Origin of the sequence: Nocardioides sp. Leaf307 (assembly GCF_001423135.1) — a bacterium.
GTDB classification, from domain to species: Bacteria; Actinomycetota; Actinomycetes; order Propionibacteriales; family Nocardioidaceae; genus Nocardioides; species Nocardioides kribbensis.
This window is the reverse complement of sequence record NZ_LMNY01000003.1, coordinates 379,470-406,161: the sequence shown is the minus strand read 5'-3', so window position 1 is coordinate 406,161 and position 26,692 is coordinate 379,470. Positions and strand designations below refer to the sequence as shown.

27 protein-coding genes are annotated in these 26,692 nt (G+C 70.9%); 7 read left to right on the top strand and 20 right to left on the bottom strand.

The genetic code is table 11. The annotated features are described in order from the left end of the window. Positions 1–18 precede the first annotated feature (18 nt). Together ASF50_RS16745 and ASF50_RS16740 are read left to right on the top strand one after the other, a co-directional pair. Entirely contained in the window at positions 19–858 is an 840-nt protein-coding gene (locus ASF50_RS16745; protein ID WP_056905249.1) for a maleylpyruvate isomerase family mycothiol-dependent enzyme, read from the top strand. Positions 859–1,055: 197 nt separating this feature from the next. Then, on the top strand, positions 1,056–1,991 hold the full coding sequence (locus tag ASF50_RS16740; protein WP_056905248.1) for an oxidoreductase: 936 nt from the start codon (positions 1,056–1,058) through the stop codon (positions 1,989–1,991). Between the two features lie 74 nt (positions 1,992–2,065). Here ASF50_RS16740 and ASF50_RS16735 read toward each other — a convergent pair whose 3' ends face one another. Further along, positions 2,066–3,829: a hypothetical protein gene (locus tag ASF50_RS16735; protein ID WP_056905247.1), complete on the bottom strand. Its 1,764-nt coding sequence runs from the start codon at positions 3,827–3,829 to the stop codon at positions 2,066–2,068. Between the two features lie 258 nt (positions 3,830–4,087). Here ASF50_RS16735 and pgm point away from each other — a divergent pair, with 258 nt between their 5' ends. Continuing rightward, the gene (gene pgm, locus ASF50_RS16730; protein WP_056864936.1) at positions 4,088–5,731 is read left to right on the top strand and encodes a phosphoglucomutase (alpha-D-glucose-1,6-bisphosphate-dependent); all 1,644 of its coding nucleotides are present in this window, start codon (positions 4,088–4,090) and stop codon (positions 5,729–5,731) included. Positions 5,732–5,871: 140 nt separating this feature from the next. On the opposite strand, the gene ASF50_RS16725 is transcribed toward pgm, so the two are convergent. The 8 genes from ASF50_RS16725 to ASF50_RS16690 form a co-directional block, all read right to left on the bottom strand. Then, the gene (locus tag ASF50_RS16725) at positions 5,872–7,230 is read right to left on the bottom strand and encodes an FAD-binding protein (RefSeq protein WP_056905246.1); all 1,359 of its coding nucleotides are present in this window, start codon (positions 7,228–7,230) and stop codon (positions 5,872–5,874) included. Further along, positions 7,227–8,018, bottom strand: coding sequence for a hypothetical protein (locus tag ASF50_RS16720; protein WP_056905245.1), 792 nt, complete (start codon positions 8,016–8,018; stop codon positions 7,227–7,229). The genes ASF50_RS16725 and ASF50_RS16720 overlap by 4 nt, the downstream gene beginning before the upstream one ends. Beyond that, positions 8,018–8,413 carry a muconolactone Delta-isomerase gene (locus ASF50_RS16715; RefSeq protein ID WP_082503316.1) on the bottom strand — a complete coding sequence of 132 codons (396 nt, stop codon included), beginning with the start codon at positions 8,411–8,413 and terminating at the stop codon, positions 8,018–8,020. The genes ASF50_RS16720 and ASF50_RS16715 overlap by 1 nt, the downstream gene beginning before the upstream one ends. An 88-nt stretch (positions 8,414–8,501) precedes the next feature. Then, positions 8,502–9,272, bottom strand: a complete 771-nt coding sequence (locus ASF50_RS16710) for an ABC transporter ATP-binding protein (RefSeq protein ID WP_235557719.1) — start codon at positions 9,270–9,272, stop codon at positions 8,502–8,504. Beyond that, positions 9,269–9,988, bottom strand: a complete 720-nt coding sequence (locus ASF50_RS16705) for an ABC transporter ATP-binding protein (protein WP_082503315.1) — start codon at positions 9,986–9,988, stop codon at positions 9,269–9,271. The genes ASF50_RS16710 and ASF50_RS16705 overlap by 4 nt, the downstream gene beginning before the upstream one ends. Further along, positions 9,985–11,067 carry a branched-chain amino acid ABC transporter permease gene (locus tag ASF50_RS16700; RefSeq protein WP_056864939.1) on the bottom strand — a complete coding sequence of 361 codons (1,083 nt, stop codon included), beginning with the start codon at positions 11,065–11,067 and terminating at the stop codon, positions 9,985–9,987. Before ASF50_RS16700 ends, ASF50_RS16705 begins: the two co-directional genes overlap by 4 nt. Continuing rightward, positions 11,064–12,083, bottom strand: coding sequence for a branched-chain amino acid ABC transporter permease (locus ASF50_RS16695; RefSeq protein WP_056905244.1), 1,020 nt, complete (start codon positions 12,081–12,083; stop codon positions 11,064–11,066). The genes ASF50_RS16700 and ASF50_RS16695 overlap by 4 nt, the downstream gene beginning before the upstream one ends. Before the next feature lie 35 nt (positions 12,084–12,118). After that, entirely contained in the window at positions 12,119–13,339 is a 1,221-nt protein-coding gene (locus tag ASF50_RS16690) for an ABC transporter substrate-binding protein (protein WP_056905243.1), read from the bottom strand. 232 nt (positions 13,340–13,571) lie between these two features. On the opposite strand from ASF50_RS16690, the gene ASF50_RS16685 reads away from it, so the two are divergent. From ASF50_RS16685 to ASF50_RS16675, 3 genes are all read left to right on the top strand, one after another. Then, complete coding sequence (locus ASF50_RS16685; protein WP_056864942.1) at positions 13,572–14,360, top strand: IclR family transcriptional regulator; 789 nt, start codon at positions 13,572–13,574, stop codon at positions 14,358–14,360. Between the two features lie 8 nt (positions 14,361–14,368). Then, positions 14,369–15,379, top strand: coding sequence for an HpcH/HpaI aldolase/citrate lyase family protein (locus tag ASF50_RS16680; RefSeq protein WP_056905242.1), 1,011 nt, complete (start codon positions 14,369–14,371; stop codon positions 15,377–15,379). Between the two features lie 135 nt (positions 15,380–15,514). Further along, on the top strand, positions 15,515–16,555 hold the full coding sequence (locus ASF50_RS16675) for a hypothetical protein (protein ID WP_056905241.1): 1,041 nt from the start codon (positions 15,515–15,517) through the stop codon (positions 16,553–16,555). 114 nt (positions 16,556–16,669) lie between these two features. Here the strand turns inward: ASF50_RS16675 and ASF50_RS16670 are convergent, their stop codons facing one another. From ASF50_RS16670 to ASF50_RS19800, 9 genes are all read right to left on the bottom strand, one after another. Further along, positions 16,670–17,668 carry an ImmA/IrrE family metallo-endopeptidase gene (locus tag ASF50_RS16670; RefSeq protein ID WP_056905240.1) on the bottom strand — a complete coding sequence of 333 codons (999 nt, stop codon included), beginning with the start codon at positions 17,666–17,668 and terminating at the stop codon, positions 16,670–16,672. Next, positions 17,665–18,366 (bottom strand): helix-turn-helix domain-containing protein, encoded by a 702-nt coding sequence (locus tag ASF50_RS16665; protein ID WP_056905239.1) that lies wholly within the window; start codon positions 18,364–18,366, stop codon positions 17,665–17,667. The genes ASF50_RS16670 and ASF50_RS16665 overlap by 4 nt, the downstream gene beginning before the upstream one ends. After that, positions 18,359–18,940 (bottom strand): sigma-70 family RNA polymerase sigma factor, encoded by a 582-nt coding sequence (locus ASF50_RS16660; RefSeq protein ID WP_056905238.1) that lies wholly within the window; start codon positions 18,938–18,940, stop codon positions 18,359–18,361. The genes ASF50_RS16665 and ASF50_RS16660 overlap by 8 nt, the downstream gene beginning before the upstream one ends. Then, the gene (locus ASF50_RS19325) at positions 18,937–20,631 is read right to left on the bottom strand and encodes a hypothetical protein (protein WP_056905237.1); all 1,695 of its coding nucleotides are present in this window, start codon (positions 20,629–20,631) and stop codon (positions 18,937–18,939) included. Before ASF50_RS19325 ends, ASF50_RS16660 begins: the two co-directional genes overlap by 4 nt. Beyond that, a complete protein-coding gene (locus ASF50_RS16650; RefSeq protein ID WP_156718357.1) occupies positions 20,628–21,137 on the bottom strand; it encodes a Mov34/MPN/PAD-1 family protein in 510 nt (169 codons plus the stop codon). Before ASF50_RS16650 ends, ASF50_RS19325 begins: the two co-directional genes overlap by 4 nt. Further along, positions 21,130–21,549 (bottom strand): hypothetical protein, encoded by a 420-nt coding sequence (locus ASF50_RS16645; protein WP_056905235.1) that lies wholly within the window; start codon positions 21,547–21,549, stop codon positions 21,130–21,132. The genes ASF50_RS16650 and ASF50_RS16645 overlap by 8 nt, the downstream gene beginning before the upstream one ends. Positions 21,550–21,555: 6 nt before the next feature. Continuing rightward, positions 21,556–21,894: a hypothetical protein gene (locus ASF50_RS16640; RefSeq protein ID WP_056905234.1), complete on the bottom strand. Its 339-nt coding sequence runs from the start codon at positions 21,892–21,894 to the stop codon at positions 21,556–21,558. 294 nt (positions 21,895–22,188) lie between these two features. Continuing rightward, positions 22,189–22,851 carry a tyrosine-type recombinase/integrase gene (locus ASF50_RS16635; RefSeq protein ID WP_056905233.1) on the bottom strand — a complete coding sequence of 221 codons (663 nt, stop codon included), beginning with the start codon at positions 22,849–22,851 and terminating at the stop codon, positions 22,189–22,191. 922 nt (positions 22,852–23,773) lie between these two features. Next, the gene (locus ASF50_RS19800) at positions 23,774–24,127 is read right to left on the bottom strand and encodes a hypothetical protein (RefSeq protein ID WP_056905231.1); all 354 of its coding nucleotides are present in this window, start codon (positions 24,125–24,127) and stop codon (positions 23,774–23,776) included. On the opposite strand from ASF50_RS19800, the gene ASF50_RS19795 reads away from it, so the two are divergent. After that, positions 24,041–25,108 (top strand): ATP-dependent nuclease, encoded by a 1,068-nt coding sequence (locus ASF50_RS19795; RefSeq protein WP_414855750.1) that lies wholly within the window; start codon positions 24,041–24,043, stop codon positions 25,106–25,108. The genes ASF50_RS19800 and ASF50_RS19795 overlap by 87 nt on opposite strands. 315 nt (positions 25,109–25,423) lie before the next feature. Here ASF50_RS19795 and ASF50_RS16615 read toward each other — a convergent pair whose 3' ends face one another. Next, entirely contained in the window at positions 25,424–25,987 is a 564-nt protein-coding gene (locus ASF50_RS16615; RefSeq protein WP_056905229.1) for a DUF998 domain-containing protein, read from the bottom strand. A gap of 130 nt (positions 25,988–26,117) precedes the next feature. Then, positions 26,118–26,651, bottom strand: coding sequence for a dihydrofolate reductase family protein (locus ASF50_RS16610; RefSeq protein WP_235557717.1), 534 nt, complete (start codon positions 26,649–26,651; stop codon positions 26,118–26,120). Positions 26,652–26,692: the final 41 nt, after the last annotated feature.

Genomic DNA, 26,692 nt, shown 5'->3' with positions numbered 1-26,692 from the left:
GGGCCCTAGGGTGACGGCATGGACGACCGTGAGCTGCTGGCCGGGTGGGTCGCGGTGTGGTGGAGCGCCGTCGAGGACCTCACCACGCTGCTCGACTCCCTCTCCGACGAGGACTGGGAGCGCCCCACGGCGCTGCCCGGATGGGACGTGCGCGCCGTGGCCGCCCACGTCGCCCACCTCGAGACCGTGCTCGCCACGGGCGAGGAGGAGACCGCCGAGGTCGGCGAGCCCGCCCACGCGCGCGGCGTGATGGGCCACTACACCGAGATCGGCGTGGTCAACCGGCGTACGACGCAGCCCGCGGCCCTCGTCGACGAGATCCGCCGCGCCACGGCCGCCCGCCACGCGTGGCTGCAGGAGCACCCGCCCACCGACGCCTCGGCGCGACCCGAGGTGGTCTTCGGCGGCGTGCCCTGGGACTGGCGCACGCTGCTGCGCAACCGCCCGCTCGACGTGTGGCTGCACGAGCAGGACGTGCGCGACGCGGTCGGACGCCCCGGCGGCGAGGACTCCCCGGCCGCGGTGCACACCGCCGACTACCTCTCCGACGGCCTCGGCTTCGTGCTGGCCAAGCGCGCCGGCGCCGCCCCCGGCACGACGCTGGTCCTCGAGCTGGAGGGTCACGCACCGAAGGCCTTCGGGATCGGCGAGGACGGCCGCGGCCACCGCCTCGACACCGCCCCCGCCGACCCGACCCTGCGGCTGCGCACCGACCGCGGCACCTTCGTGCGCCTGGCCGGTGGCCGCCTGCACGGCACCGAGACCCTCGCCGGCCTGCGCGCCGACGGCCGGCTGGTCGTCGAGGGCGACGCCGACCTCGCCGAGACCCTCCTCGCCCGCATCGCCACCACCCCCTGACCCGTCTCGTCGCCCCGCGACGACCGACACCTCCTCGGCGATCGAGGGGGAGCGGCCACGCACCGGCACCCACGGCGATCGAGGAGGGAGCGCCAGCGACCGTCTCGAGATCCCCGCACCCGCCCTCCCAGCCCCACCACGACCAGCCCCACCACGACCAGCCCGACACCAGCCCGACACCCACACCCGGAGACCCCATGACCGCCACCGACACCTGGCGCCTCGCCGACATCCCCGACCAGGCCGGGCGCACGATCGTCGTGACCGGCACCAGCGCCGGCGGGCTGGGCCACCACACCGCCCTCGAGCTGGCCCGCCGCGGCGCCCGCGTCGTGCTCGCCGGGCGCACCGAGTCGAAGCTGGCCGAGACCGACCGGCTCATCCGCGCCGAGGTGAGCGAGCCCCGCGTGGAGCGGCTCGTGCTCGACGTGGCCGACCTGGCCTCGGTGCGCCGCGCCGCCACCGAGGCCTCCCGCCTCGGGCCGATCCACGCGCTGGTCAACAACGCCGGGGTCATGGCCACCCCGCAGACCCGCACCGCCGACGGCTTCGAGCTGCAGCTGGCCACCAACCACCTCGGCCCCTTCCTGCTCACCGGCCTGCTGCTGCCCCAGCTGGTGGCCAGCGGCGAGGCCCGCGTGGTCGCCGTCTCCTCCCTCGGCCACCGGATGGCGCGCCGCGCCCCGCTCGGCGACCCGCGCGACACCTCCGGGCGCTACAGCCGCTGGCTGGTCTACGGCCAGACCAAGCTGGCCAACCTGCTCTTCACCTACGAGCTCGACCGGCGCGCCCGCGAGGCCGGCCTGCCGGTCAAGGCGCTGGCGGCCCACCCCGGCTTCGCGGGCACCCACCTGGTGGCCAACGGCGCGGTCGGCCGGGCCAGCGGCGGCCTCGCCTCCATCCTCGGCGGCGCTACGCGGGCGGTCTCGCAGTCGGCCGCCGCGGGCGCCTGGCCCACGCTGATGGCGACCACGGCGGACCTGCCGGGCTCGACGTACTGCGGGCCGAGCGGGCTCGGCGAGCTCGGCGGCGCCCCCCAGGTCGTCACCAGCAACGCCCTCTCCCACGACGCCGAGGCCCAGCGCCGGCTGTGGGAGGTCAGCGAGCGGGCCACCGGCATCACCTACCCCTGACCGCCCACCCGGTCAGCCCCACCCGGTCAGCCCCACCCGGTCAGCCCCACCCGGCCCGCACGGCGGCCGATGGGTCAGTCGGCGTCGCGGACGCGGACGAGGCCGCCGCGGGTGCCGACGTAGGCCGCGCCGTCGGGGCCGAGGGCGACCGGGGAGCCGGTGGGGTCGGCGGGGTCGACGAGGGGGCCGAGGCCCAGGCGCACGCCGAAGGCGGTGTGGCCGGTGGCGGCCTCGACGGCGGTGAGGTACCACGCGTCGGCGCCCCACCAGCTGCGCCGCTTGGTCGGCAGGTAGACCAGCCCGGTCACCGGCGAGACCACGGCGCCGGCCGACGGGGCGACCAGGTCGGTGCTCCAGCGCTCCACGCACTCGCCGTCGACGACGTCGACGCGGGCCACGCCGCCACTGGGCGCGCGGCCGAGCAGGGTCGGCGACCAGCCCGAGGAGCCGGCGGTGTTGGCGACCACGACGCCGCGGCCCACCGAGACCAGCGGGCCGCGGGTGGCGCTGTGGTCGTCCTCGAAGAGCGCCGCCGAGCAGACCTCGGAGCCGTCGCGCGCGTCGAGCACGCGCAGGTGCATCCGCGGCTCGGCGTTGTCGGTGACGGCGACCAGCCCTCCGGCCAGCGGCACCGGCGGCGTGCCGGTGCCCTGGTCGGGCTGCCCGTCCTTGACCTCCTCGCCGCGGTCGTAGGCCGCGCGCCACACCACGCCCGGGCGCCCGCCGCGCAGCGCGAGGCGGTACGTCGCGGCCGTGCTGCTCACGAGCACCTCGGTCCCCGCGGTGCCGGTCGAGCCGCCGGTCGACCCGCCCGCCGACCTGTCCGCGGGGTCGCCAGCAGAGCCGCCCGCGGGCGCGACCACGAGCGGCTGGCCGACGGTCTCGCCGAGGTCGGTGGTGCGCACGGTGTCGTCGGGGGCGACGACGCCGACGCGGCCGTCGCGGGTGACGAACCACAGCCGCCCGTCGCCGCCGGCGCCGCTCGTGCCCGTCGGCCCGGTGGCCGCGGCGGCGGAGACCAGGCAGTCGCCGGCGGGCACGGCGGCGGAGACGTCGACGTCGCGCACCACGGCGAGCTCGCCCTCGTCGTCGCCGATCGCCACGACCAGCACCCGCCGGTCGAGGGTCGGCACCACGGCGCCCGTGCCGTCGGCGGCGTCCGGGAGGTCCGCGGCGGCGTCGTCACCGGCAGCCTCGCCACCGTCGCCCTCGGCCGCACCCCCGGAGCCCCCGTCGGAGCCCCCGGCACCGAGCACGGAGGCCACGGAGGAGGTGGTGGCGAAGGCCGAGGCGCAGGCACCCGCGGGCTCCTCCGCCGCCCCGTCGGACCCGTCGGACCCGCCCGCGGAGTCGGACTCGCCGGCTCCCCCGGCGGTCAGGTCGAGGGTGTCGCGGGCGCGCAGCGAGTCGGCACCGACCAGCCGCAGGGTCGAGCCGCAGCGCGCGAGCAGCGCGTCGCCGGCGGCGGTGACGCCCCAGCAGCGCCCGCCCCAGCCGAACCACCGCGAGGTCACCCCGGGCGACTCCCCGCGCGGGCCCGGCCCGCCCGCGACGTCGAGCAGCGGCTGGGCGGCGACGGGTCGCCCGACGTAGGCCGGGGTCACCAGCGCGCCCGGCCCGGGCGGCACGGGCAGCCAGCCGGCGGGGGCGACGACCGCGATGCCGACGGCCGCGGCCACCGCGCCGACCCACGCCGCGGCGACCCGCGGGGTCGGTCGCAGCCAGGCGCGCACCGCCGGGTGGAGCAGGCTCGCCAGCGCGAGCAGCAGCACCCACGGGCCCAGGGCGAGCCACAGGACGGCCACCCCGACGAGGGCGGCCGTGCGCTGGTGCCTCACGCCCCCGGACCCCCGCGACGCACCGCGCCCGTGACCGCGTCAGCGACCCCGTGAACGCCCCGGTGAGCGACCCGATGAGCGACCCGGCCGGCGTCGGAGCCGCCCGCCACCCGACCCGTCGTACCGCGCGCCAGCCCGCCAGCCACACCGCCGACCACCCCGCCCCCGTGGGGCGCGTGTGACGGGAGTGACGACATGGAGCGATCGTAGGCCGAGGGGTGGTGCCCCCGCTGGGCTTTCGAGGCCATGATGAGCCCCATGAGCAGCCCCCGCGCCGGACAGCCCGCCGAGCCCGCCGACCTCGTCGACGTCGCCCACCTCGTCACCGCCTACTACACCGGCGAGCCCGACCCCGACGACGTCGACCAGCAGGTCGCCTTCGGCACCTCCGGCCACCGCGGTTCCTCGCTCCGGACCTCCTTCAACGAGGCGCACATCCTGGCCACCACCCAGGCGATCTGCGACTACCGCCGCGAGCAGGGCTACGACGGCCCGCTCTTCATCGGCCGCGACACCCACGGTCTCTCCGAGCCGGCCTGGGCCACCGCGCTGGAGGTGCTGGTGGCCAACGACGTCACCGTGCTCGTCGATGACCGCGACGCCTACACCCCCACCCCGGCGGTCTCCCACGCGATCCTGCGCGCCAACCGGGGCCGCACGAGCGGGCCGGGCCTGGCCGACGGCATCGTCGTGACCCCCTCGCACAACCCGCCGGCCGACGGCGGCTTCAAGTACAACCCGCCCCACGGCGGGCCGGCCGACTCCGACGCCACGAAGGTCATCGCCGCGCGCGCCAACCAGCTCATCGCCGCGGGGCTGCACGACGTGCGCCGCGTGCCCTTCGCACGGGCGCGGGCCGCGGTGTCGACGTACGACTTCCTGGGCGGCTACGTCGACGACCTGCCCCAGGTGGTCGACCTCGAGGCGATCCGCTCCGCGGGGGTGCGCATCGGCGCCGACCCGCTCGGCGGCGCGGCGGTGCACTACTGGGGCGAGATCGCCGAGCGCCACGGCCTCGACCTCACCGTGGTCAACCCGCTGGTCGACGCCACCTGGCGCTTCATGACCCTCGACTGGGACGGCAAGATCCGCATGGACTGCTCCTCGCCCTCGGCGATGGCCTCGCTGGTCGCGCAGAAGGACGCCTACGACATCGCCACCGGCAACGACGCCGACGCCGACCGCCACGGCATCGTCACCCCCGACGCCGGGCTGATGAACCCCAACCACTTCCTCGCCGTCGCCATCGGCCACCTCTTCGGCGGCGCGCGCCCCGACTGGCCGGCCTCGGCGCGCATCGGCAAGACGCTGGTGTCGTCGTCGATGATCGACCGGGTCGCGGCCTCGATCGGCACGCCGCTGGTGGAAGTGCCGGTGGGCTTCAAGTGGTTCGTGCCCGGGCTGCTCGACGGCTCCTTCGGCTTCGGCGGCGAGGAGTCGGCCGGGGCGTCGTTCCTGCGCCGCGACGGCTCGGCCTGGACCACCGACAAGGACGGCCTCATCCTCTGCCTGCTGGCCTCGGAGATCCTCGCCACCAGCGGCAGGACCCCCTCGCAGCACTACGCCGACCTCGTCGCGCAGCACGGCGACCCCGCCTACGCCCGCATCGACGCCCCCGCCACCCGCGAGCAGAAGGCCGCGCTGGCCGCGCTCTCGCCCGACGACGTCACCGCCACCACCCTGGCCGGGGAGGAGATCACCGCCAAGCTCACCGAGGCCCCCGGCAACGGCGCCGCCATCGGCGGGCTCAAGGTGACCACCGAGTCGGCGTGGTTCGCCGCGCGGCCGTCGGGCACCGAGGACGTCTACAAGATCTACGCCGAGTCCTTCCAGGGCCCCGACCACCTCGCCCAGGTGCAGGCCGAGGCCCGCGACGTCGTCTCCGCCGCCCTCGGCGCCTGACCCCCGCCGCGGCAGCGGCGTCTGCGGCAGCAGCAGCGGTGTCTTACTGACCGTTGCGACTACTGGCAGGGCGTCACAACGGTCAGGCAGTGGTCGCAACGGTCAGTAAGACGCGCCGGTCGCGCGCCCCGCCCCCGGGCTCAGCGCCCAGCGGCCACGTGCTCGGCGGCGAGGAACGACAGCCCGAGGGCGGGGAGCAGTCCGTTGCCGGCGAGGTAGCCCGCGGCGCCGTGCCCGGAGATGCCGGCGGCGGCGCCCCCGGCGGCGTAGAGCCCGGTCACGGGGCCGTCGGCGCGCTGCACGCGCGCGTGCTCGTCGACCACCAGCCCGCCCTGGGTGTGGAAGAGCGCGGGGGTGACGGGCACGGCACGGTACGCCGCAGCCAGCGGCGCCTCCCACCGCGTGCGCCCGTGCGGGTCGTCGGCCTCACCGCTCGCCGCGGCGCGGGCCGCCTCGAGCGTCGCGCCCAGCACGCCGGCGTCGACGTCGATCGCGGCGGCCAGGCCGGCCACGTCGGCGGCGGTGCGGGTGACCCCCGACTCGACGGTGTCGCGGTAGTCGGTGAAGGACTGGCACGCCTCGTGGATCCGCTCGTCGAGCACCAGCCAGCCGCGTCCGCCCTCGGCGGCCTGGAGCGCCGCGGCGTACTCGGAGTAGCCGGTGGTCTCGTCGCCGAAGCGGCGCCCGGTGGTGTCGACGACGACGGCGCCGTGCATGACGGTGGCCCAGCCGGCCAGGGTGGCGGCGGGGGTGAGGGCGGCGTGGCCCTGGTAGGAGTCGAGGTAGGCGGTCTGCGCGCCGAGCCGCTCGCCCAGGCGCAGGGCGTCGCCGGTGGAGCCCTCGCTGCCGTGGTAGGTCGCGCCGGCGATCTCGGGCAGGTGGCGGGCCACGAGCTCGCGGTCGGCGCCGAAGCCGTTGGTGGCCAGCAGCACGGCGCGGGTCGGCACGCGCTCCTCGCCGTTGGGGGTCTCGACCACGGCCTCGCACACCGCGCCGTCGTCGTCGAGCACGACGTCGACGAGCCGTGCCGGCACGAGCAGGTCGACGAGGTCGCTGGCGCGCACGGCGCGCACGAGGTCGGCCAGCATCGCCTGGCCGGCGCGGCCGGGCACGGTGTGGCAGCGCAGCGCGGAGTGGCCGGGGTAGCCGAAGTCGGTGACCAGCGAGAGCGGCAGCCCGGCCTCGTCGGCCAGCCACTCCACCAGCCGGGCGCTGACCCCGGCCAGGGCCACGGCGAGCCGCTCGTCGGCCTGGCCGTGGGTCTTGGCGCGGATGTCGTCGACGAAGCGCTCGGCGGAGTCCTCCACCCCGGCCTCGCGCTGCCAGCGGGTGCCGGCGCCGGGCACCATCGCGGTCGACATGGCGGTGTTGTTGCCGCGCGCGAAGTGCTCGTTGCGCTCCACGACCAGCACCGAGAGGCCCAGCGAGGCGGCGCGCAGCGCGGCCACGAGCCCGCCGCCGGCGCCGGCGACGACGAGGTCGGGACCCTCCGCGCTCATCGGGTCGCCCCCGTCGTGACGGTGCCTGTAGTCGTAGCAGGGGCAGGGTCGTCGAGCCGGCCCGTCACCCGCGCCCGCAGCCCGAGGAGGGCCAGGGCGGTGGCGGTGGGGTCGAGCACGTACGGCGCCCGCGCCTGCTCGGCCACGTCGACGGCCGAGCACGCGTTGAGCACGAAGTCGCAGTCGAGGCCCTCGACGGTGCGCTCCACCGCCGCGGCCCAGGTGGCGTCGTCGGCGATGTCGTCGACCGAGAGGTCGAGCACGGCGGTCGGGGCGACGGTCGCGGCGGAGTACTGACCCAGGCGGCGGTCGAGCTCGGCCGCGATCGGGGCGTTGCGGGCCACCGCGCCCAGGCGGGCGCCCTGGCCGGTGACGAAGGCCGCGGTGAGCCGGCCCAGGCCGAGCACCGGTCGCGCGAGACCGGCCAGGCCCGCGCCCTCGGCCCCCTCGCCCTCGGCCTCGGCGAGGTCGGCGAGCGGGTCGAGCACGCAGTCGGGGAGGTAGGCGTCCCAGCCGGTGGGGTCGACGGCGGCGTAGCGGGCGTGGAGCGCCCGCTCGCTGGCCCGCACGTCGTCGGCGGTGTCGAGGGCGCGCGGCAGGCGCGGGGTCCGGTCGTCGGGCTCGCCCGTCGGGCCTCCCCCGGAGCTGCCGGCGCTGCCGGAGCTGCCGGGGTCGAGGTGCTCGAGCACGACGGTGACGCCGGCGGGCGCGAGGGCGTCGTAGCGCGCCTGGCGCCGGGCCAGCTCGGCGTCGTCGACGACGATGGGGGTGATGGCGAGCAGTCGCATCAGGCGGGGTCTCCCTGGGTCGGGTGGGTCGGGCCAGCGGGCGGTGCCGCGGGCGTGCCGGTCGCGGCGTACGTCGTCCCCGCGCCGGGCGGCTGCGCCTCGGGGCCGAGGCCCAGGGCGCGGGGGTCGTTGGGGTGCGCGGCGAGCGGGTGGACGGTGATGTCCATCCACGGGTGCAGCGGCAGCGAGGTCAGGCAGGCGTGCAGCTCGGTGGCGTCGGCGACGTCGTAGAGGCTCCAGTTGGCCCAGCGGCCCGGGATGCGCCAGAGCCGGCGCAGCTGGCCGGCGGCGGCGAGGCGCTGGCCCTGGGCGAGCTCGCGGGCGAAGACCTCCTCGCGCTGCTCGACCGGCGTCTCGGGCGGCCAGACGATCTCGATGTGCACCAGGAACTCCACGTGCTCCCCTCTCTTCTCTCTGCTCGCGCCCCTCGACCGTCGGTCGGGCCGGGCGGTCGCGCCGTGCGGTCGGGTCGGGCGGTCGGGGTCAGACCCCGAGGTAGGCCTCGCGCACGCGCGGGTCGTCGGCCAGCTCGGCGCCGGTGCCCTCGAGCACGATGGCGCCGCTCTCGATGACGTAGGCGCGGTCGGAGATGGCGAGGGCCTGGGAGGCGTTCTGCTCCACGATGAGCACGGTGACCCCGGAGTCGCGGATGCGGCGGATGGCCTCGAGCACCTGGGCGACGAGGTTGGGCGCGAGGCCCACCGACGGCTCGTCGAGGGTCAGGCAGGTGGGGCGCGCCATCATGGCCCGCCCGATGGCCAGCATCTGCTGCTGCCCGCCCGACATGGTCTCGGCCTTCTGGGCCCGCCGCGCGGCGAGGATCGGGAAGAGGTCGAAGACCTCCTCCAGGGAGGCCTTCACCGTGGAGCGGGGCTGGGAGTAGGCGCCCATCTCGAGGTTCTCGATGACCTGGAGGTCGCCGAAGAGGGCGCGGTCCTGGGCCACGTGGACGAGCCCGGCGCGCACGACCTGGTGGGGCTTCATCTTGTGCACCGCGGCGCCGTCGAAGCGGATCTCGCCGCCGGTGACCGAGACCAGCCCGGCGACGGCGCGCAGCGTGGTGGTCTTGCCCGCGCCGTTGGCGCCGATGAGGGAGACGATCTCGCCGCGCGCGACGTGCAGGTCGAGGCCGTGGAGGATCTCCAGGCGGCGGTAGCCGGCGTGCAGGTCGCGCAGCTGCAGCAGGGAGTCGCCCGGCGGGCGGTGCGGCGCGGGCGCCGTACCCGGGGTGGGAGCGGGTGTGGGGGTGCTCATGCGTAGTCCTCTCCGAGGTAGGCCTCGACGACCCGGGGGTCGGTGATGACCTCGTGGGGGTCGCCGAGGGCGAGCTCGGCGCCCTCGGCCATGACCAGCAGGCGCTCGGAGAGCGCCATCACCGCGGCCATGATGTGCTCGACGAACATCACCGTCATGCCGTCGGCGTGGATCTCGCGCAGCAGCTCGATCATGGGGGCGCGCTCGGCGGGCACGAGCCCGGCGAGCACCTCGTCGAGCAGCAGCAGCCGCGGCTCGAGGGCCAGGGCGCGGGCGAGCTCGAGGCGCTTGAGGCCGGCGGTGGGCAGGCTGCCCGACGGTGAGTGGACGTAGCGGTCCAGCTGCACCCGGTCGATGACCTCCAGCGCGGCGCGGCGCGCGGCCTTGCGGGAGCGGTGGCGGCCGTGGGCGGCGATGGCGACGTTGTCGAGCACGCTCATCGACTCGAAGGGCCGCATCAGCTGGAAGGTGCGCACCAGCCCGACGGAGGCGACCTTGGCCGGCCCCCAGCCGGTGATGTCCTGGCCGTCGAAGACGACGCGGCCGCGGGTGGGCTCGAGCTGGCCGGCGAGCAGCGAGAAGAGCGTGGTCTTGCCCGCGCCGTTGGGCCCGACGATGCCGAGGAACTCCCCGTCGGTGACGTCGACGTCGACGTCGCGCACGGCGGTGAGGCCGGCGAAGGTCTTGGTCAGCGACTCCACGTGCAGCAGCGTCATGAGCGGAACCGATCGCGCAGGGTGCCGTAGATGCCCTTGGGCATGAACAGCACGATGAGGACGAGCAGGGCGGCGTAGATGGCGACGTCGAGGCCGGTGACGCCCTGGAGGAAGGCGAGGAACTCCGGCGGGTCGCGCAGGATCTGGGCGATCCACTCCGAGAGCGGGCCGACGACCAGGGCGCCGACGAGCGGGCCGAAGACGGTGCCGATGCCGCCGATGACGGCGGGCACGATCGCGTTGACCGAGACCCCGGAGCCGAAGGCCTGCTCGGGGCCGACGAAGAAGTAGTACTGGGTGTAGAAGGCGCCGGCCAGCGAGGTGAAGGCGCAGCTGAGCGCGACCGTGACGAGGCGGTAGCGCATGACGCGGATGCCGAGGGAGGCGGCGGCGACCTCGTCGTCGCGCACGGCCTGCACGTACTGCCCCGCGCGGGAGTTGACGAAGGCGACCGTGCCGAAGAGGCCGAGGGCGAGCACGGCGAGCGGGATCCAGAAGTAGATCGGGCTGCCCTGCTCGAACTGCATCATCGACCAGGAGTCCTCCAGCAGCAGGGGCACGTTGAAGCCCTCGGTGCGGCGCAGGAAGTCGAGGTTCTGCACCGCGAGCAGGAAGACCTGGGCGAAGGCGAAGGTGGCCAGCGCGAAGTAGGCCCCGGCCAGGCGGTAGCGCAGGCACAGGAAGGCGATGAGGGTGCCGGCGGCCGCGGAGATCGCGGCACCCACCAGCATCGAGATCCACGGCGAGACGCCGTGCTCGACCAGGAGGTAGGCGTCGGTGTAGGCGCCGATGCCGAAGAAGGCGGCGTGGCCGAAGCTGAACATGCCGCCGTAGCCGCTCATGAGGTTCCACCCCACCGCCAGGATCGCGAAGATCAGGGTGCGGATGGCCACGGCCTCGGTCTGCTCGTCGAGCAGCAGGGGCAGCACGGCGAGCAGCGCGACGATGAGCGCCAGCGCGGCGTAGGTGCGTGAGGTGGAGCGGTCCTTCAGGCGCGGGTCGTCGAGACCGACGCTGGGGCGGCGCGTGGCGCCGGGGGCCGGGGTGCCGGGCGTGCCGGCGGTGCTGGTGGCGCTCATCGGGTCGCTCCGAAGATGCCCTGCGGGCGGAAGAAGAGGACGAGGACGAAGACGCCGAAGACCAGGATCAGCGAGCCGGTGCCGGGCAGGTAGAGCGCCCCGACGGTCTGCACGAGGCCGATGATCAGCCCGCCGACCACGGCACCGGCGACGTTGCCGAGGCCGCCGAGCACGACGATGACGAAGGCGAGGATGGTGAACTGCTCGCCCACCGACGGGGTCAGGCTGAGGAAGGGCGCCATGAGGCCGCCGGCCACGGCCACGCAGGCCGAGCCGATGCCGAAGGTCAGGGCGTAGACCCGGCTGACGTCGACGCCGACCAGACTGGCGCCCTGGGTGTTGGCGGAGACCGCGCGGATGGAGAGGCCGAAGGAGGTGCCGCGCAGCAGCAGGGTCAGCGCCCCGGCCACGAGCAGCGCTCCGCCGAAGGCGATGAGCCGCTCGTAGGACATGATCGCGTCGAGGATCTCCACGCGGCCGCTGACCGAGCCCGGCACGCGCAGCGGGCGGCCGCCGAAGATCATCAGCAGCACGTTGACGATGAGCAGCGAGAGCCCGAGCGTGATGAGCAGCGGGCCCTCCTCGTTGCCGGCCATGGTCAGCTTGTTGAGCAGGGTGGCCTGCACGAGCACGCCGAAGAGGAACATCACCGGCACGGCCAGCAGCGTCGCGACGTAGACCGGGATGCCGCCGGAGGTCGACATCTCGTAGACCAGGAACATCGCCATGGTGAGCATGGCGCCCTGGGCGAAGTTGACGATGCCGAGCACGCCGAAGATCAGCGTGAGCCCGACCGAGACGAGGGCGTAGACCCCGCCGAGCAGGAGGCCGGTGGCCACCGACTGGGTGACCAGGCCGGTCTCGCGCTGGCCCACGGTGTAGACGAGGGCCAGCGCGACCACGACGGCGGCCAGGACGAAGAGGGGCGCCGCCGGCAGCCTCAGGCTGCGGCGCTCCCGGTCGGGCTCCACGGTGGTGGGGCCTCCGGGATCGGTGGCGGTGGGGCTCGTTGTCATCCGGGTGTCATCCGTTCCTGACGGCGGGGGCCGCCTCAGCGGTTGGTCGGGTAGACGGGCTCGCTGGTCGTGAAGTCCTCGGGGAAGACCTGCTCGACCTTGCCGTCCTGGATCTGCATGACGATGACGGTGGCGTTCTCGTTCTGCCCGGTCTCGTCGAAGGTGATGGGGCCGTCGAAGGCCAGCAGCGGGTCGTCGACCTCGATGCCGGCGAGCGCCTCGCGCACGGCCTCGGGGTCGTCGGAGCCGGCCTCCTCGAGGGCCTGGGCGATGACGACGACGGCCTGGTAGGACAGCATCGAGGCCGTCTCCATGGGCTTGCCGTACTCCTCCTCGAAGCGGGTGCGGATGTCCTGCACGCGCTCGTCGGTGGCGGCGTAGTGGTAGTTGGCGCTGAGCACCTGGTTGCCCGCCTGGCCGGCGTCGCCGGGGAAGGCGCCGTCGTCGAAGCCGCCGTTGGCCACGCCGTAGACCGCGTCGACGTCGGGGCCGAGGGCCTCGACGGCCTGGGCGATGAGAAGGCTGTCGGGGTAGTAGCCGGTGGCGACGATGACGTCGGGGTCGGCCGCGGCGGCCTCGCGCACCTGGGTGGTGGCGTCGGTGAAGTTGGTGCCGGGGTAGGTGACCTCCTCCAGCACCTCCACGCCGTTGGCCTCGGCCTCCTCGGCGAAGGCGTCGAAGACGCTCTGGCCGAAGGCGCCCTCGATGTGGATGTAGGAGACCGACTCGATCGGCTCGTCGTTGGCCTCGGCCAGCGCGATGAGCGCCTTGGCGCCGTCGGTGCCCATGCTCGTGGCGTTGGGCTGGATGCGGAAGGTGTTCTGGTAGCCCTGCTCGAGGATCGAGTCGTCGACGGCGACGTCGATGACCAGCGGCACGCCGGAGCGCTCGGCCACGGCGGAGACGTTGGCGGTGACGTCGCTCTGGTAGGTGCCGACCAGGGCGACCGCGCCCTCGCTGATCAGGCGCTGGGCCTCGCTCTGGCCGCTGTCGGCGACGCCCTTGCTGTCGCCCTCGCCGAGGGTGAGCTGGGCGCCGTCGAGGGCCTCGATGCCGCCGGCGGCGTTGATGTCGTCGACGGCCATCTGGGCGCCGTTGTTCATCAGCGAGCCGACCCCGGCCAGGGCGCCGGTGAGCGGGTGGACCGCACCGATCATGATCTCGCCGTCGGCGCTGCCGGAGGAGCCGGAGCCACCGCAGGCGGAGAGGGCGAGGGCGCTCGCGGCGAGCGCCGCGGCGAGGGAGACCTTATTCATGGTGCTGGACCAACCTTTCGTGCCTGGGGCACAGTGTGCGTTCCTCTTGGGGGAACAGTGGCCTGAGTCGGTGCGTTCCGCTGAGCGGAGCGTCTGACGGGCACCCGAGTGGCCCTCGATCGACGTTCCAGTGAGTATGCACGCCTCTCACGGGGATTTCTAGGGGCTATCCCCCGCGAAACGCAAGCGTTACAGTTCCGGTCAGCGAAACGCTACGACGAAAGAAGGCGCCGTGAGCACAGACCCGATCCGCGGAGAGGCCGCCCGGGAGACCCCGGGCGGAACGGAGTCGGCCGACCGGGTCGCCGACGTACTGCTGCTTTTCGCGCGCTCCGAGGACCCCCTCGGCGTCTCCCGCATCGCCCGCGACCTGGCGCTGAGCAAGGCGGTGGTGCACCGGATCCTGCAGTCGCTGTCGTCGCGCTCGCTGGTGCAGCCCGTGCCGGGCGGCTCCAGCTACGTGCTCGGCCCGGCCGCTGCCGGGCTGGCCGCGCGGGCCTGGAGCCAGCTCGACGTGCGCTCGGTGGCCTCGCCGGTGCTGCGCAAGCTGCGCGACGCGACCCGGGAGACCACGACGCTCTCAGTGCTGGTGGGCGACCAGCGCATCTACCTCGACCAGTTCGAGAGCCCGCAGGAGATCAAGATGGTGGTCGAGATCGGCCCCCGCTTCCCCCTGCACTCGGGTGCCTCGAGCCGCGCGATCCTGGCCCACCTGCCGCAGCCGCTCATCGACGAGGCCGTGCGCCAGCTGGTCGCGCTCAAGCCCGACACCGACGTCGAGGCCTACCTCGCCGACCTCGCCACCTCCCGCGAGCGCGGCTACGCCGTCTCCCTCAACGAGCGCAACACCGGCGCCGCCTCGATCGCCGCGCCCTTCTTCGACGTCGCGGGCAACGTGCTCGGCTCGGTCAGCTCCTCGGGCCCGGTCTTCCGCTACGCCGACCTCGCCGACGGCGCCGACGAGCGCCAGACCCGCCTGGTGGTCGAGGCCGCCAACGACATCACCGACCGCCTCCGCTAAGGACCCCCGTGCTCCCCCGCTCCTTCCTCTACGTGCCCGGCAACCGCCCCGACCTCTTCGACAAGGCCGCCGGCGGCCCGGCCGACGCCGTCGTCCTCGACCTCGAGGACGCCGTGCCCCTGCCCGCCAAGGCCGAGGCCCGCGAGTCCGTACGCCGCTGGCTCGACGCCCGCGACCCGACCACCGGCGCCCAGGCCTGGGTCCGCGTCGACCCCGCCGCCCTCACCGCCGACCTCGACGCCGTCCTCCACCCCCACCTCGACGGCCTCTTCCTCGCCACCGCCACCCCCACCGCCCTCGACGCCCTCACCACCCACCCCCGGTGGTCAGGGAACGAGCGCCAGCGAGCGTCTCGAAACCACGACCCGAGCGGTGACCCGGTGGTTGAGGAGCAGGCGGTGGTTGAGGAGCGAGCGCCAGCGAGCGTCTCGAAACCCCCCACCCCCGCGGTGGTTGAGGAGCAAGCGCCAGCGAGCAGCCACCCGGTGGTTGAGGAGCGAGCGCCAGCGAGCGTCTCGAAACCACCAAGCGTCGTAGCCCTCATCGAATCCGCCGAAGGCCTCCAGACCCTTCAGCAGATGTCCACCCACCCCGCCCTGACCGCCTTCGGCATCGGCGAGGTCGACCTCCTCGGCGACCTCCGTGTCACGCGCACCCACCGCACCGAGACCGTGGTCCTCGCCCTGCGCACCCAGGTCGTCGTCGCCAGCGCCGCCGCCGGCCTGGAGGCCCCGGTCGCCCCGACGTCGACCGACTTCCGCGACCTCGACGCCTTCGCCGAGAGCACCCGCCTCGCCCTCGACCTCGGCTTCCGCTCCCGTACGGCGATCCACCCCGCCCAGGTGCCCGTCATCCATGACGTCCTCACCCCCACCGCCGACGAGGTCGCCGCCGCCCAGGACGTCGTCGGCCGCTACGAAGCCTCGGGAAGCAGCGTCGCCCTGGACAGCGCGGGGCGGCTCATCGACGGCGCTGTAGTACGGGGCGCCCGAGAGACTCTGGCGCGAGCGGGTACATAAGCGGCGGAAAGACGCGGGCCTCGAGCGAGGGTCGGCTGTCTGCGGGTACTCAGCGGTCAGGTGCCTACGCAATGACGCCCGAATCGAGCCCGACAGCAACATTCGGCAGATCCGCAAAGCGTCTAGGGTTCGACCGTGGCTACTGGATTCGATGAGCTCAACTACGTTCGCGAGACGCTCGAACTATTCGATGACGGCACACCGCTGTCGATCATCGTCCGTCGATGCCTTCGGTTGGCGCACGCTCGGGGGGATTGGAAGTCTTTAACATGGCTCGAACTCGAACAGCACGAATTCGGTGGCGACAAGCCCCGAGACAACGGCCTCGCGGCTGACCTGCTTAGGGACCTGGGACGAGATCCTGGTGACGCGGAGCGCATCGCAATCGTCGAGGAGTTCATCAGCCGACGCACCTTCGATGACAGAGCTGACGTCAGGAATGCTGGCCTAGTTTCCGGTCACAGCGTCGAACTGCTGGAGCAGCACATTCAGCTCTTCGATCGCGAGATTGCGAGCAGTGCTGCTGAGGTTGGCGGCTCACACCTCCATCAAGTCGACCGGGCGACGGCACGAACGCGGCTCGAGACGAGCAGGGAGGCGACACGCTCGACGTTGGCGAAGGTACGGAACGCGGTATTCGCGTTCTTGCTTAGAACCGAGCGCGAACTCATCTTCGTCGAGTTCAATGACGCGTTCTTCGCTCGTACCAAGGCCCTGGTCGATCGCCATCTGTCATTGGTATCGGCTGACGCAGTGGAGCGGTTCAACGCGGCGTATAGACGCCTGAAAGACGGGGACGGCGAGTCATTGTCGCAGGCAGCGGCATCCTGCCGACGAGTCTTACATGCGCTGGCGGACGCGGTATGCCCAGCACGAAGTGATCGGCCGCTTGATTCACGAGGGGTCCCGAGGGACCTCACGGCAGACAAGTACCGCAATCGCCTTCTGTGGTTCGTTTACGAAGTCTGTCCGAAGACAACGATGCGGCCGCTCCTCGACGCGGACGTCAAGCTGATGTCCGATCGGCTCGAGGCCCTCGACTCGCTGAGCGGAAAAGGAGTTCACGACGCAGTCTCAGCGCAGGAGGCCGAGGCCTTGGCGAGCCACGTGTACTTGGTGGCTGCCGAGATACTCAATTTGCACGAACGGTTCGGTTCGGCGGTAGCTTCGGACTAGTCTCCCGATTCTCTGCAAAAGGATGTTTGTCTTGCTCAGCGTAGTACGACGGACGCTGCTCCTTTGCGGCGGCGTGACGTTCAATGCCTGGGTTTGGTTGGTCAACCCCGCCGGCTAGCGACACCCGCTGCACACTCCGTTTTCGAGGTCAGGGGCCTTGCAGAAGCAGCTGCTGCACGTCCCTTGCGCGTTGTCACGGCGCTGGCAGTCGCAGTCGCCGCAGCGGGGACAAAATTGGTGACCGCACTTGTCACACGGCCAGCCGGTCGCCGTGCCGGCGAAGCCGCAGCGGCAACGCTTCCCGAGTCGAGGTGCCGCGGACTTCTCAGGTAGGGCCTGGCCTCCGTGGAACTTATCCACACCCCACAAGTCGGAAGTGCTAAACACGGCGTAGACACGCTTCTCGGTGGCTACCGCGCTCACGTAGAAGTCCTGGCGCCGTTCCCACTCGTCAGTCCAGTGGGTTTTCCTCGTCATTGTGTCGCCCGGCTCGAGAGTGAGTAGCGGATGGTCGAGGGGCACGTCTCCGTGCTTCCAGGGGTACACCTTCAGTGAGTCGCCGCGAAGAGCAGAGTGGATGACGCGCGCGTGGGCACGATCGATGATGACTACCGCCCCGGAGGAGAGCCTGTTCGACAAGGCAATGGCGCAGGCTGGGCCGCTCGCGGCCGACCGCGCGACGAGCTTCTTGAGATCTTCGCCGGTGATCGGACCGGTGCCGACGAGGTCGTCGAGCATGTCCTGCGGTACGACCAGGTCTGCTGCGATCTCTTCGCAGAGGCGCTCAACTTCGGCGTCCGGGTCGTCACGGTCGGCGAGCCAGTTGAGGGCGTCGTCGTCGCGTTCGATCAGAATGTGTCCGACCTCGTGAAGGAGGGTGAAGTTCTCCTTCTTCGAGCCTGGTGTCGGCGAGTACATGACGGTGTTGTGTTCGGCGAAGGACAGTCCGTCGCACAAGCCACCGGCGCCTCGCTGGGACGTGAGCGCCGGTTCGGCAACCACGGTGTAGCCGAGGCTTTCGATGCCGGTAAGGGGGTGGTTCGCGATGGCGGCACGTTGCGCCGGCCCGATCGCCGCGAGGAGGCGACGTGCGTGGTCGCGGCGGGTGCTCACGCCGGGTTCTCGAAACCGGGCAGGTTCTTGAAGTGCTGAAGGATCGCCAGGAGCGTCTGGGGTGTCGCAGAGGTGGCGTTGCGTTTGCCGGCGGTGGCAAGCAGTCGCTTGGAATGTTCAGCAAGTCGTCCGACGGGGACGTTGCTTTCCCGGGACCACTGGTCGAGGAAGACGGCGATGATCTCGTCGTCGAAGAGGACGTCGAGGGTCTGCGCCTGCAGTGTGTTGGTCGTCAGGATCGAGTCCGCGGCGACGTTGAGGACTTCGGCGACTGCGTTGATGGTCGCTGGTGGTGGATTGAGCTTGCCGCGTTCCCAGGAGAAAACCGTGTTGGTGGTGACGTCCCAGCCTCGCTGGTTCAATCGCTGTGCAAGCTCGCCGACGGAGAGGCCCGCTGACTTTCGTGCGGCGGCGAGCTGGCGGCCATTGATAAGAACTGCTGGGTCTTCGACGAGGCCGAGCATCTGAGCGATCGGGTCATCGACTCGCACTGGCGCCGGCCAGGTTTGGTCCGTCTCGGCGTCGAGCTCGGCAAGTGCTTCCGGAAGTCCAGGTGCCCACTTGGCAATGGCGGCGATCAAGTCACGTTCGTCGTCGGTGAGGTCGGCGGACGCCGGGTGCCCAGCCACCGTGTCGAGCAGTGCTTCGACGAATGGGTCGGTCGCGGGCGACGTGTTCTCGTTGTTCGGATCATTCATCCTCCGTCACCTCCTCGTGACACTTCTTGATAATGGTCTTGAGCTGGGCGCCGACGGCCTGGCCACTGACGCCGAGCTCCTCGCCGATCTGCTTGTTCGTCTCTCCCCTCAGGACGTGCCGGACGATCGTGACTTGCCGTTCGGTGAGGTTCGCGACAGCGGTGTTCAGTTTCCCCTGCCGTTGACGCGCGAGGTCCTCGGCGGCGGCGTAGTCCCCGAGCGGGTCATGGTCGATGATGCGAGGTGCCTCGGGATCACCGGGAGGGAACCTCTCCCGGGTCTTCTTCTCGGTGCGCACCAGGTCGACGCACCGGTTCAGCACCGCCCTGCGGAGGTAGCCGCGCCAACCCTCGCCCAGCTCGGTGAGCTTTTGCTCCTCGACCAGCTCGAGAAGGTGGGCAAACAGCAGGCCGATCGCCTCGTCGGCCAGGTCGGGCCGGTTGCCGTCAAAGAATCGGTTCGCAACCTTGCGAAGCCAGTCGTGGTGCTGCCGGTACTGGGCGGCGACGTCGGACGGGGTGCAGACGCGCGCGTCCGCACCCGGGTCATCCGGGTCGGCCAGCGCGTCGGTCACCCTTCCAGTATCGGCGATGCGCCTAACAGGGCAGGTGACATTTCGGCTCGATCGGCAGAGGAATCCGCCACACGTCCCACCTCGGTCGCTGAAAGGTCGCCGTACATCGTGCGGTACCAGCGTCGGCGTACGCCGGAGTGGCAGATGCACGTGCCGGTGGCGTCGGCGGGCGGCCGGCGCACGATCCCGGCCGGCAGACCGGCGACGTCAAGGTCTACCCGCCGGTCAGCGGTGGGAAAGCCCAGCATGTGCTTGACCAGCTCGGCGGCGATCAAGGTACCGGCGAACCAGGACACTTGTGGCGACGCAACCGCGATGACGTCGCCGTTACCGTTCGCCGCGTCCGCGCCAGCGTCGCCGCACTGGGGTCGCATCTCGGCCTCGGCGTACGCCTGACGGATCAGGTCGCTAAGCGGGGCGCTGACCAGAGCGTCACGTCGTTGCGCGGGAACGCGGCCGGCGGCGATCGCCATGTCGACGTCTGAGGCCGTCAAGACTGCTCCGTCCTGAAGAAGAGCAAGCACCCGCGGGATCGGGATACCGGTGATCTGGGAGTACACGCCGGCTTGGGTCAGTGGCGGGTCAGCGCGGACGTAATCGCAGAACGGGCAGGCGAACCCGTCAGCGAACCGCTCCCACTGCACGTGAAGCTCGGTGCCCGACACCCCTGCCGACAAGGTCGCCTTGCTAAGCACGTCGGCGACGTCGAGCCGCCCGCTCAGAGTGTCGACGCTTGAGACCACGACGCCGTGCCAGCCGGGCTCGTTCTTGGTGGTATTCCAGGTCGCAACGTCAGTGTCGTGAGCCTCGGCGGTCAGCCCGAGCCGCTGAAGGCGTTCGACCATTCCGGCGGACTTCTTGCCGGTCTCGCCTCCCAGCAGGGCCGGGTAACGGTACGGGTTCCGGTCGGGGTCGAAGACGTCCTTGTCGACCGCGGTCACCTCCAGCGCCGCGGCCAGTGCGGCCGTGGCCGCCGACCCGTTCAACACCGGCGAACATGCCGTCGCGAGCAAGGCCATCGCGCTGGTGCCAACCGATCCGACGCCAAGGAATCCGGTCCGCGCAACCTCGAACCCGGCCGACGGGTTCGTGACCGTAAGGTCGGTGGCGTCGACCAGGCGCAGACGATGGTCGATCAGGTTGGTCTCGACCGTCCCGGTCACCTCCACGCCCGGGAAGCCCAAGTCGGAGAGGACCTTGATGAGGACTTGGCTGACAGCCAGACTCCCTGCGGCATGAAGCCCGAGGCCGTGGACGGTGCTGGTCTCCATGACGACGGGGTGGTCGGCAAGCACGACATTCCAGTCGCCGCCGCCGACATAAACGTCGCAGACGGGCTCGACCATGCCGAAACCGACTGTGATCTGTCGGGTGGGGGGCAGGTCGGTAACCGGGCGCACCGGCGTCACCTTGTCAAGCAGGTCAGCCCACGATGCTGCCTGCCACCAGTTGTTCGGGAGACGACCGTCGCCGGCCGGGTCGTCGACGACGACAACGGGCACCAGGCGGGCAATCATCGTCACGAACGCTGCGACGGCGATGCGCGCAGCATCGTCGGCGTCCGCTGCGACAGCGACGGCGACTTCGGTCTCGTCGAGCCGGCGCAGGACCTGGGTTGCCGGCCCCTGCGCCCCGCCGACGGTCTGGCTCCCGAGGAGCCGCAGACGCGGGTCCGAGGCCGAAGAGTTCACGACGACTCTTCCGCGACGATCCAGCGGTCGCGGTCCGGTCCAGCGTTCAGCACAACCCAGTACCCGCCGTGGAAGAGGTAGACGGCGCAGGCGTCCAGGCCGCGCCGCAGGCCCAGCCCGAAGTACGGGACGACGATCGAGATCCCGCCCTCGAAGGAGATGACCGGGTTGGCGTCGTCGGCGGCAGAATGGAACGCATCACCGGGGTGGCTGTGGATGCGTGCCACGTACAGGTCGTCGGGGCCTAGGGCGAGGGCGAGGTCCATCTGACCTTCGCGGGGAACCTCGACGTTGACGCGGCCGTAGGGGTCGCGGTGGGCGTTCTGCCGAGGTATGACCAGCTCGAGGCCGGTGCCCTTCTTGATCATCGCGGTGCCTTCGAGGCCGAACGTTCCGCGGTCCTCGAAAAAGGTGCGCGCGTCCTGGAGGATCTTCGAGCTCAGCACCAGCGGTGCCCCCGCGGCCGGGGGCGTCGATGCGGGCGTGGAGGGGGTGTGGTTACGCACGGATGCTTGCCTTCCGGAGCAGGGATTCGATCAAGGAGTCGAGCCGCATGCTGAAGCGGTGGGTGTCCCAGCGCTCGGTGAAATGGCTCTCGTGGGCGTAGTAGCCGCGGGTGCCGCTTACGCACACGAACGGAACGCCGAGGCTGGGGTGGATGCCGAGACCGAAGCCAGGAATCCACTTCTCCACCGCAAGGATCTCGCTGGCGTCGTCGACCAGGGTCGCGTCGAACGGCTCGGAGTCGTAGCGGGAACCGTCCAGGAGCAGGTTCCATGAGCCGTCGTCACGGGTCAGGGTCATCACGATGTTCGACCCGTCCCGGTGGAGGTCGCCGGCCAGGTCGCCCAGCTTCAGGCGGGCCCGGCCGACCTCCGCCTCGAGGAGGTCGGCCAGAACAGCCGGGTGAAGAGCCACTGCCTGCTACTTGGTGAGGGGGATGCCGGCGCCGTCGACCTGGGGCTTGCGGTTGATCAGCACCAGGACGTCGCCCTCGACGATGCCGAGGTCGCCGAAGGTCGCCGACGGGTCGAGCTCGTTGTCGGAGACCCGGGGCAGGCTCAGCGAGTAGTCGCCGGCGGTCAGCCAGCCCTTGTCGATGAACAGCTTGACTTCCTTGTCGTCGACCTCGCCAACAGTGTCGGACGGCTTGACCGTCACCTTGTCGCTGTGGCCCGCCAGGGACCGGACGGTCACCTTGAAGGGGTGGTCGTCGCCGTGACCCGGCTTGGACATCGTGTCGCTCTCGGAGTGAGTGCTCACTGTGGGCTCCTTTCTGTTTGTGCCCGCTCTGCCTGATAGACGCCGTCGCGGGGGTCCGTGAAAGCCTGCTGCCGGAGAGAATTCAGCGGCATGCTCATTTCGGCGTCGTTGGGTGACCGCGCTGGGAGAGGCTGACGATCGCCTGACCCGGCACGCCAGAACCCGTCGAACGCGACGGTCCCATGGGCAGGTTCGGCAAACGGCCGGTCGGCGTCCCGTAGCCAGCCTCCAACTGTGCTGCGAGCCCTGAAGACTCCGGCTAACGTCAACTCGGGCGTAGGCGAGCGGGCGTGCTCACACGCCGGCGACGTAGGCCGTGAGGAAGTGGACTGCGTGCCGGTCGAGGTTGCCGCGGGCGCGGTCGTAGTGCTCCGTCGTGCGCGGGTCGGCATGGCGGGCGAGGATCTGGGCGTCTCGGAGTGGGACGCCTGCGTCGAGGGCGTTGGTGATGGCGGCGTGCCGCAGGGAGTGCGGGCTGATGTGGCGCGGGATGCCGGCGACCTTCGCGATTCGGGTGACCATCCGGTAGGCGTCGCGGCGATCGATTGGCTTTCCTGAGACTGGCCGGAGGATGAGCTGCCCGGTGGTGCGCTGGCCGCGGCAAGCCTCCAGGACTCGGAGGACTGGGACGGTGATCGGCATGGTGGCGGGCTTGTTTCCCTTGCCGACCAGGTGCAGCACGCGGTGGCCTCGAAGGGTTTCGGCGTAGTCCTCGATCCGCACGGCGGCGGCTTCGGATGCTCGGAGAGCGTTGATGCCGAGCAGGTAGGCCATGGCGCCGTGGTGAACGGTGAGGGTTTGAGCGACCTGGAGGAACCGGATGAGGTCGAGTCGGTCCAGTCCCTGGGTTCGGGATTCGTCGCGGTGGATCTTCGGGAGGCTCGCGTAGACGGCCGGGTTAGAGATGAGCCCGTCGATGTGCGCGAACCGGAAGAAGCCTCGGACCGCGTGCATCATCGTGACGACTTAGGAGTCCATCAGTCCCGAGTCGCCGAGGTGGCGGATGTAGAGCCCGATGTGAGCGCGTTGAATCCCTTGCAGTGGGTCAAGCCCGTGGTGTTCGCACCAGGTGAACCAGCGTCGTAGCTGGAACGCGTACTGCCGGTGGGTGTGTCCCGAGTCGCGGGCAAGGTAGAAGACCGCCGCGAGCTGGGCTGGGGACATCTCGGTCGGTTGGAAGGGCAAGAGTGCTGTCGTGCTGGACAGAACGCCGCGTCGCGCCGCCCGGCCCTGTCCGGACCGCCCACAGTCAACTCGACCGGACATCGCTGCCAACGGACGCTAGTCCTCTTCACCACCCACCGGCGTCTGTTGAGCGGGGGAATGACCCAGGCCCGCCGAGTTCCCCTTCGTATAAGGGCGAGTGCAGAGGCGAGATCCAAGACTCGTCGCTAGTCTGCCTTCCGTGGCGATTTCTATCGAGGCCTTCACGAATCAGAACGAGTCGTGGCGCGGAGGCAATCCGACCCTAATGAAGTTCGCTGTCGACTCAATCTCCCTGCAAGGGACGACCGTCCGTCTCCCATCGCCGGGCGTGACAGCGTTCGTTGGGGGAAACAACGTCGGAAAGTCCACCATCCTCCGTCAGTTGAACGCGTGGGTTGGTACGGATCCATCGGCTCCGATTCCTGGACCAACCCTGCTCGACAACGTCGACACCACTCGGGCAGGACGAGACGCAGACCTCGCCGCATGGCTCTTTACCCATAGACCGACTGGAATGCAGGGTCCTGACGTCGGAGTCCTGGATCAGGAACGCGGACTTCTAACGACAGCATCTGCGATCCATCAGTGGTCCAGAACGGGGGACGGAAGCCGCTTGGGGCACCTCGGCGCCACGCTGGTGCACTACGCGGGAACTCAGCAGCGACTAGAGATGTCACAACCCGCGGCACGGCGCGCTGACTTTACCGACCCACCGACCAACTCGCTTCAGCGCCTCGAAGACGAGCCAGCTCTCCTTTTGGAACTGTCGCGCATCGCGGAAGATGCGTTCCAGCAGCGTCTCGTGATGGATCCATTGAGCGCTCAACTTATCCTCCGGGTAGGAACTCCCGCTGTCGAAGCGCCGCCGATCGATGCGATTACGCCCGCCTATCGCGACGCGCTTGGGAGCCTTCGACCGCTGCACGAGCAGGGGGATGGAATGCGCAGCATGATAGGTCTTCTGCTGCCGGTCATTGCGAGCACATATCCAGTCGTTGTGGTCGATGAACCCGAGGCCTTCTTGCATCCACCGCAGGCACGCATTCTAGGACGTGAGCTTGCGCTTCTCGCCGAGTCACGTGGCATCCAAATTATTCTCGCCACACATGACAAGAACATTCTGACTGGTCTGCTCGACGCTACGTCCGCATCCGTGTCAGTCGTCCGACTCACTCGCCAAGGCGACCGGACGGCCGCTTCGCAGCTACCAGCGGAGCAGCTCCGCTCAGTGTGGGCCAACCCATCACTCCGGTACTCCAACATCCTCGACGGGTTGTTCCACCGAGCGGTCGTGCTTGCGGAGAACGAGCGAGATTGCCGGTTCTTCGCTGCGTCTGTCGACGCAGCGAATCGGCGAGAGTCTCTGAGCATTGCCCCGCACGACGTTCTGTTCGTGCCCACAGCCGGCAAGACGAACATCAAGCCACTAGCAGAGACCATGAAGGCCTGCGGAGTGCCTACCGTCGCGTGCGCTGACCTCGACCTAATTAACGACGAAGGCACGCTCGTCGGTGTTGTTGAGTCTCTCAATGGTGATTGGTCCGAGCTCGCGACGGACTACCGGATCGCAACGGCTCAGTTCAGGACACCAAGGAGAAAGCGGCAGAACCGCGATGCACTAGGTGCGGTTGCGACAATCCTCGACGAGGACCCAGAGGGTATTTACCATGGGGAAACGAAGTCGCGAGTCACTGAGGCGCTCGGGGTTGAAAGTCCTTGGCAGCCACTCAAAGACCATGGCATGAGTGCGTTTCGGTCCGAGCGCGCGCGAGCGGATTCGCTCGTAGCCTCCCTCGACCACGTTGGTGTGGTGTTAGTCAAGGAAGGAGAACTGGAGGGGCTGGCGCCCGACATCGGAGTTCGGAAGGGCCCCGGTTGGGTCCCGGCGGCCATCGACGCTGGGGCGCACGAGCAGGACCGCGCGCGTGACCACATCCACCGGCTCATTGAGGCTGCGCTCGTTCAGGAGACCGCACTGCTGAACAGGCGCGAACGGGTGTGCGCCTAACTTCAGAGCCAAAACCAAGGGCGTACAGCCGATGCTCGTGACCTGAGGCACAGAATGATCTGCCTCGTCGATCAAGGCGCGCTGTCGACCCTGACGTTTGGCTTTCGGAATCGTCAGCGTGCGAATCACGCCGCAAAACTGCAGCGTTCCCGGCAGTAGACCAGCATGAGTCATTCTGAGCGGAATGACGCGGCCACGGCGAGCCCGCTGGCGGGCCCGGGGGGCGGGTTATGACAGCGGGCCGCTGACCGCCCTTGCCCACGCCACCAGCGCTTGGTGCTACTGCATTGCGGCTGGTGGGAGCACCGCCAGTCGTCAAGCCAACGGAACGGCGCACTTGCGCATGCGGGTCCAGGCGACGACTGCAAGCGCGACGAGGACAGGCCACAGCGCCAGACGTTCGAGCAGGCCAGAGAAAGTCCCCTCGCCGGACAGGATGAACGCCACCGCGGCGGCAGCCGTCACCGCACCTGTCGCGAAAAGGCCTCTCGCCAGCCGCGGCTCACGGCGCCGGAGACGCGCACCGAGGATCAGTAGGGAGAGCGGCTGGGCCACGAAGAGCGGTGTCGCGGCCAGGGCGTGCAGGGTGGCGTCGCGGTCGAGTGGCGCGAGACCGGTGGCCACGGAGCTCAGCCCGGAGACCACCAGCAGCGCGGTGACCCACCAGCCGAGCGACCGGGCGAGCAGCAGCGCGCCGATTGCCAGCAGCAGGCCAAAGCCGATGAAGGAGAGGTTCATCAGCTCGTGGCACGGTGAGCAGTACGCGGCGGTGCAGCCGACCTCGCCGAGGCGGCTGACGGAGTCTGCGACGAAGCTGTAGCCGCCGGTGGTCGCTGCGGCGACGATGAACTCGGTGGCGACGTAGGCGGGCCGAACCATTAGCGCGACCGCACCCCAGCGAGCGGCGGCGTGGGCGGCCCGGCCGTGGCGGCGTACTGGAGGGCGAGGCACGCGCTCACGGTAGGCGCGGGGTGGTTCCGGTCTTGTCGCAGACTGGTCGGGTGGACGGTCAGTCGCGCCAGAACAGGTGGTGGACCACGCCGCTGGGGCTGGGGACGACGTCGCGGTGGTAGCGGTCGAGGAGGTCGTCGGGCGAGGTCCAGAGCCGGGAGCCGGCGCCGATCTCGATCGGGGCGACCGCGACGTGGAGGGTGTCGACCAGGCCGGCGTCGAGGAACTGGCGCACGGTGTCGGCGCCGCCGCCGAGGCGGACGTCCTTGCCGTCGGCGGCGTCCAGGGCCTGGGCCAGCACCGACGCGGGGTCGCCGCCGACGAAGTGGAACGTCGTGTCACCCAGGCTGAACGACGGGCGCGGGTGGTGGGTCATCACGAAGACCGGGGTGTGGAACGGCGGCTCGTCGCCCCACCAGCCCTGCCACTCCTCGTCGGCCCACGGGCCGCGGTGGGGGCTGAACTTGTTGCGCCCCATGATCTCCGCGCCGATGTCGCGGTGGAACTCGCGGACCAGGTGGTCGTCGAGGCCGCGGCTGCCGCCGGGCTCGCTGCGCCCGGGCCAGCTCGCCGTGCCCACAGCCCAGCTCATGAGGTCCCATCGGGTCGACGCTGCCGAAGGGGCGCTCGAGG

Coding starts and splice junctions, on each gene's coding strand:
- ASF50_RS16745 (WP_056905249.1), top strand. CDS start 19: ATGGACGACCGTGAGCTGCTGGCCGGGTGGGTCGCGGTGTGGTGGAGC.
- ASF50_RS16740 (WP_056905248.1), top strand. CDS start 1,056: ATGACCGCCACCGACACCTGGCGCCTCGCCGACATCCCCGACCAGGCC.
- pgm (WP_056864936.1), top strand. CDS start 4,088: ATGAGCAGCCCCCGCGCCGGACAGCCCGCCGAGCCCGCCGACCTCGTC.
- ASF50_RS16725 (WP_056905246.1), bottom strand. CDS start 7,230: ATGAGCGCGGAGGGTCCCGACCTCGTCGTCGCCGGCGCCGGCGGCGGG.
- ASF50_RS16720 (WP_056905245.1), bottom strand. CDS start 8,018: ATGCGACTGCTCGCCATCACCCCCATCGTCGTCGACGACGCCGAGCTG.
- ASF50_RS16710 (WP_235557719.1), bottom strand. CDS start 9,272: ATGAGCACCCCCACACCCGCTCCCACCCCGGGTACGGCGCCCGCGCCG.
- ASF50_RS16705 (WP_082503315.1), bottom strand. CDS start 9,988: ATGACGCTGCTGCACGTGGAGTCGCTGACCAAGACCTTCGCCGGCCTC.
- ASF50_RS16700 (WP_056864939.1), bottom strand. CDS start 11,067: ATGAGCGCCACCAGCACCGCCGGCACGCCCGGCACCCCGGCCCCCGGC.
- ASF50_RS16695 (WP_056905244.1), bottom strand. CDS start 12,083: ATGACAACGAGCCCCACCGCCACCGATCCCGGAGGCCCCACCACCGTG.
- ASF50_RS16690 (WP_056905243.1), bottom strand. CDS start 13,339: ATGAATAAGGTCTCCCTCGCCGCGGCGCTCGCCGCGAGCGCCCTCGCC.
- ASF50_RS16665 (WP_056905239.1), bottom strand. CDS start 18,366: ATGAATGATCCGAACAACGAGAACACGTCGCCCGCGACCGACCCATTC.
- ASF50_RS16635 (WP_056905233.1), bottom strand. CDS start 22,851: ATGATGCACGCGGTCCGAGGCTTCTTCCGGTTCGCGCACATCGACGGG.
- ASF50_RS19795 (WP_414855750.1), top strand. CDS start 24,041: ATGCGCAGCATGATAGGTCTTCTGCTGCCGGTCATTGCGAGCACATAT.
- ASF50_RS19800 (WP_056905231.1), bottom strand. CDS start 24,127: ATGCAAGAAGGCCTCGGGTTCATCGACCACAACGACTGGATATGTGCT.
- ASF50_RS16615 (WP_056905229.1), bottom strand. CDS start 25,987: ATGGTTCGGCCCGCCTACGTCGCCACCGAGTTCATCGTCGCCGCAGCG.
- ASF50_RS16610 (WP_235557717.1), bottom strand. CDS start 26,651: ATGAGCTGGGCTGTGGGCACGGCGAGCTGGCCCGGGCGCAGCGAGCCC.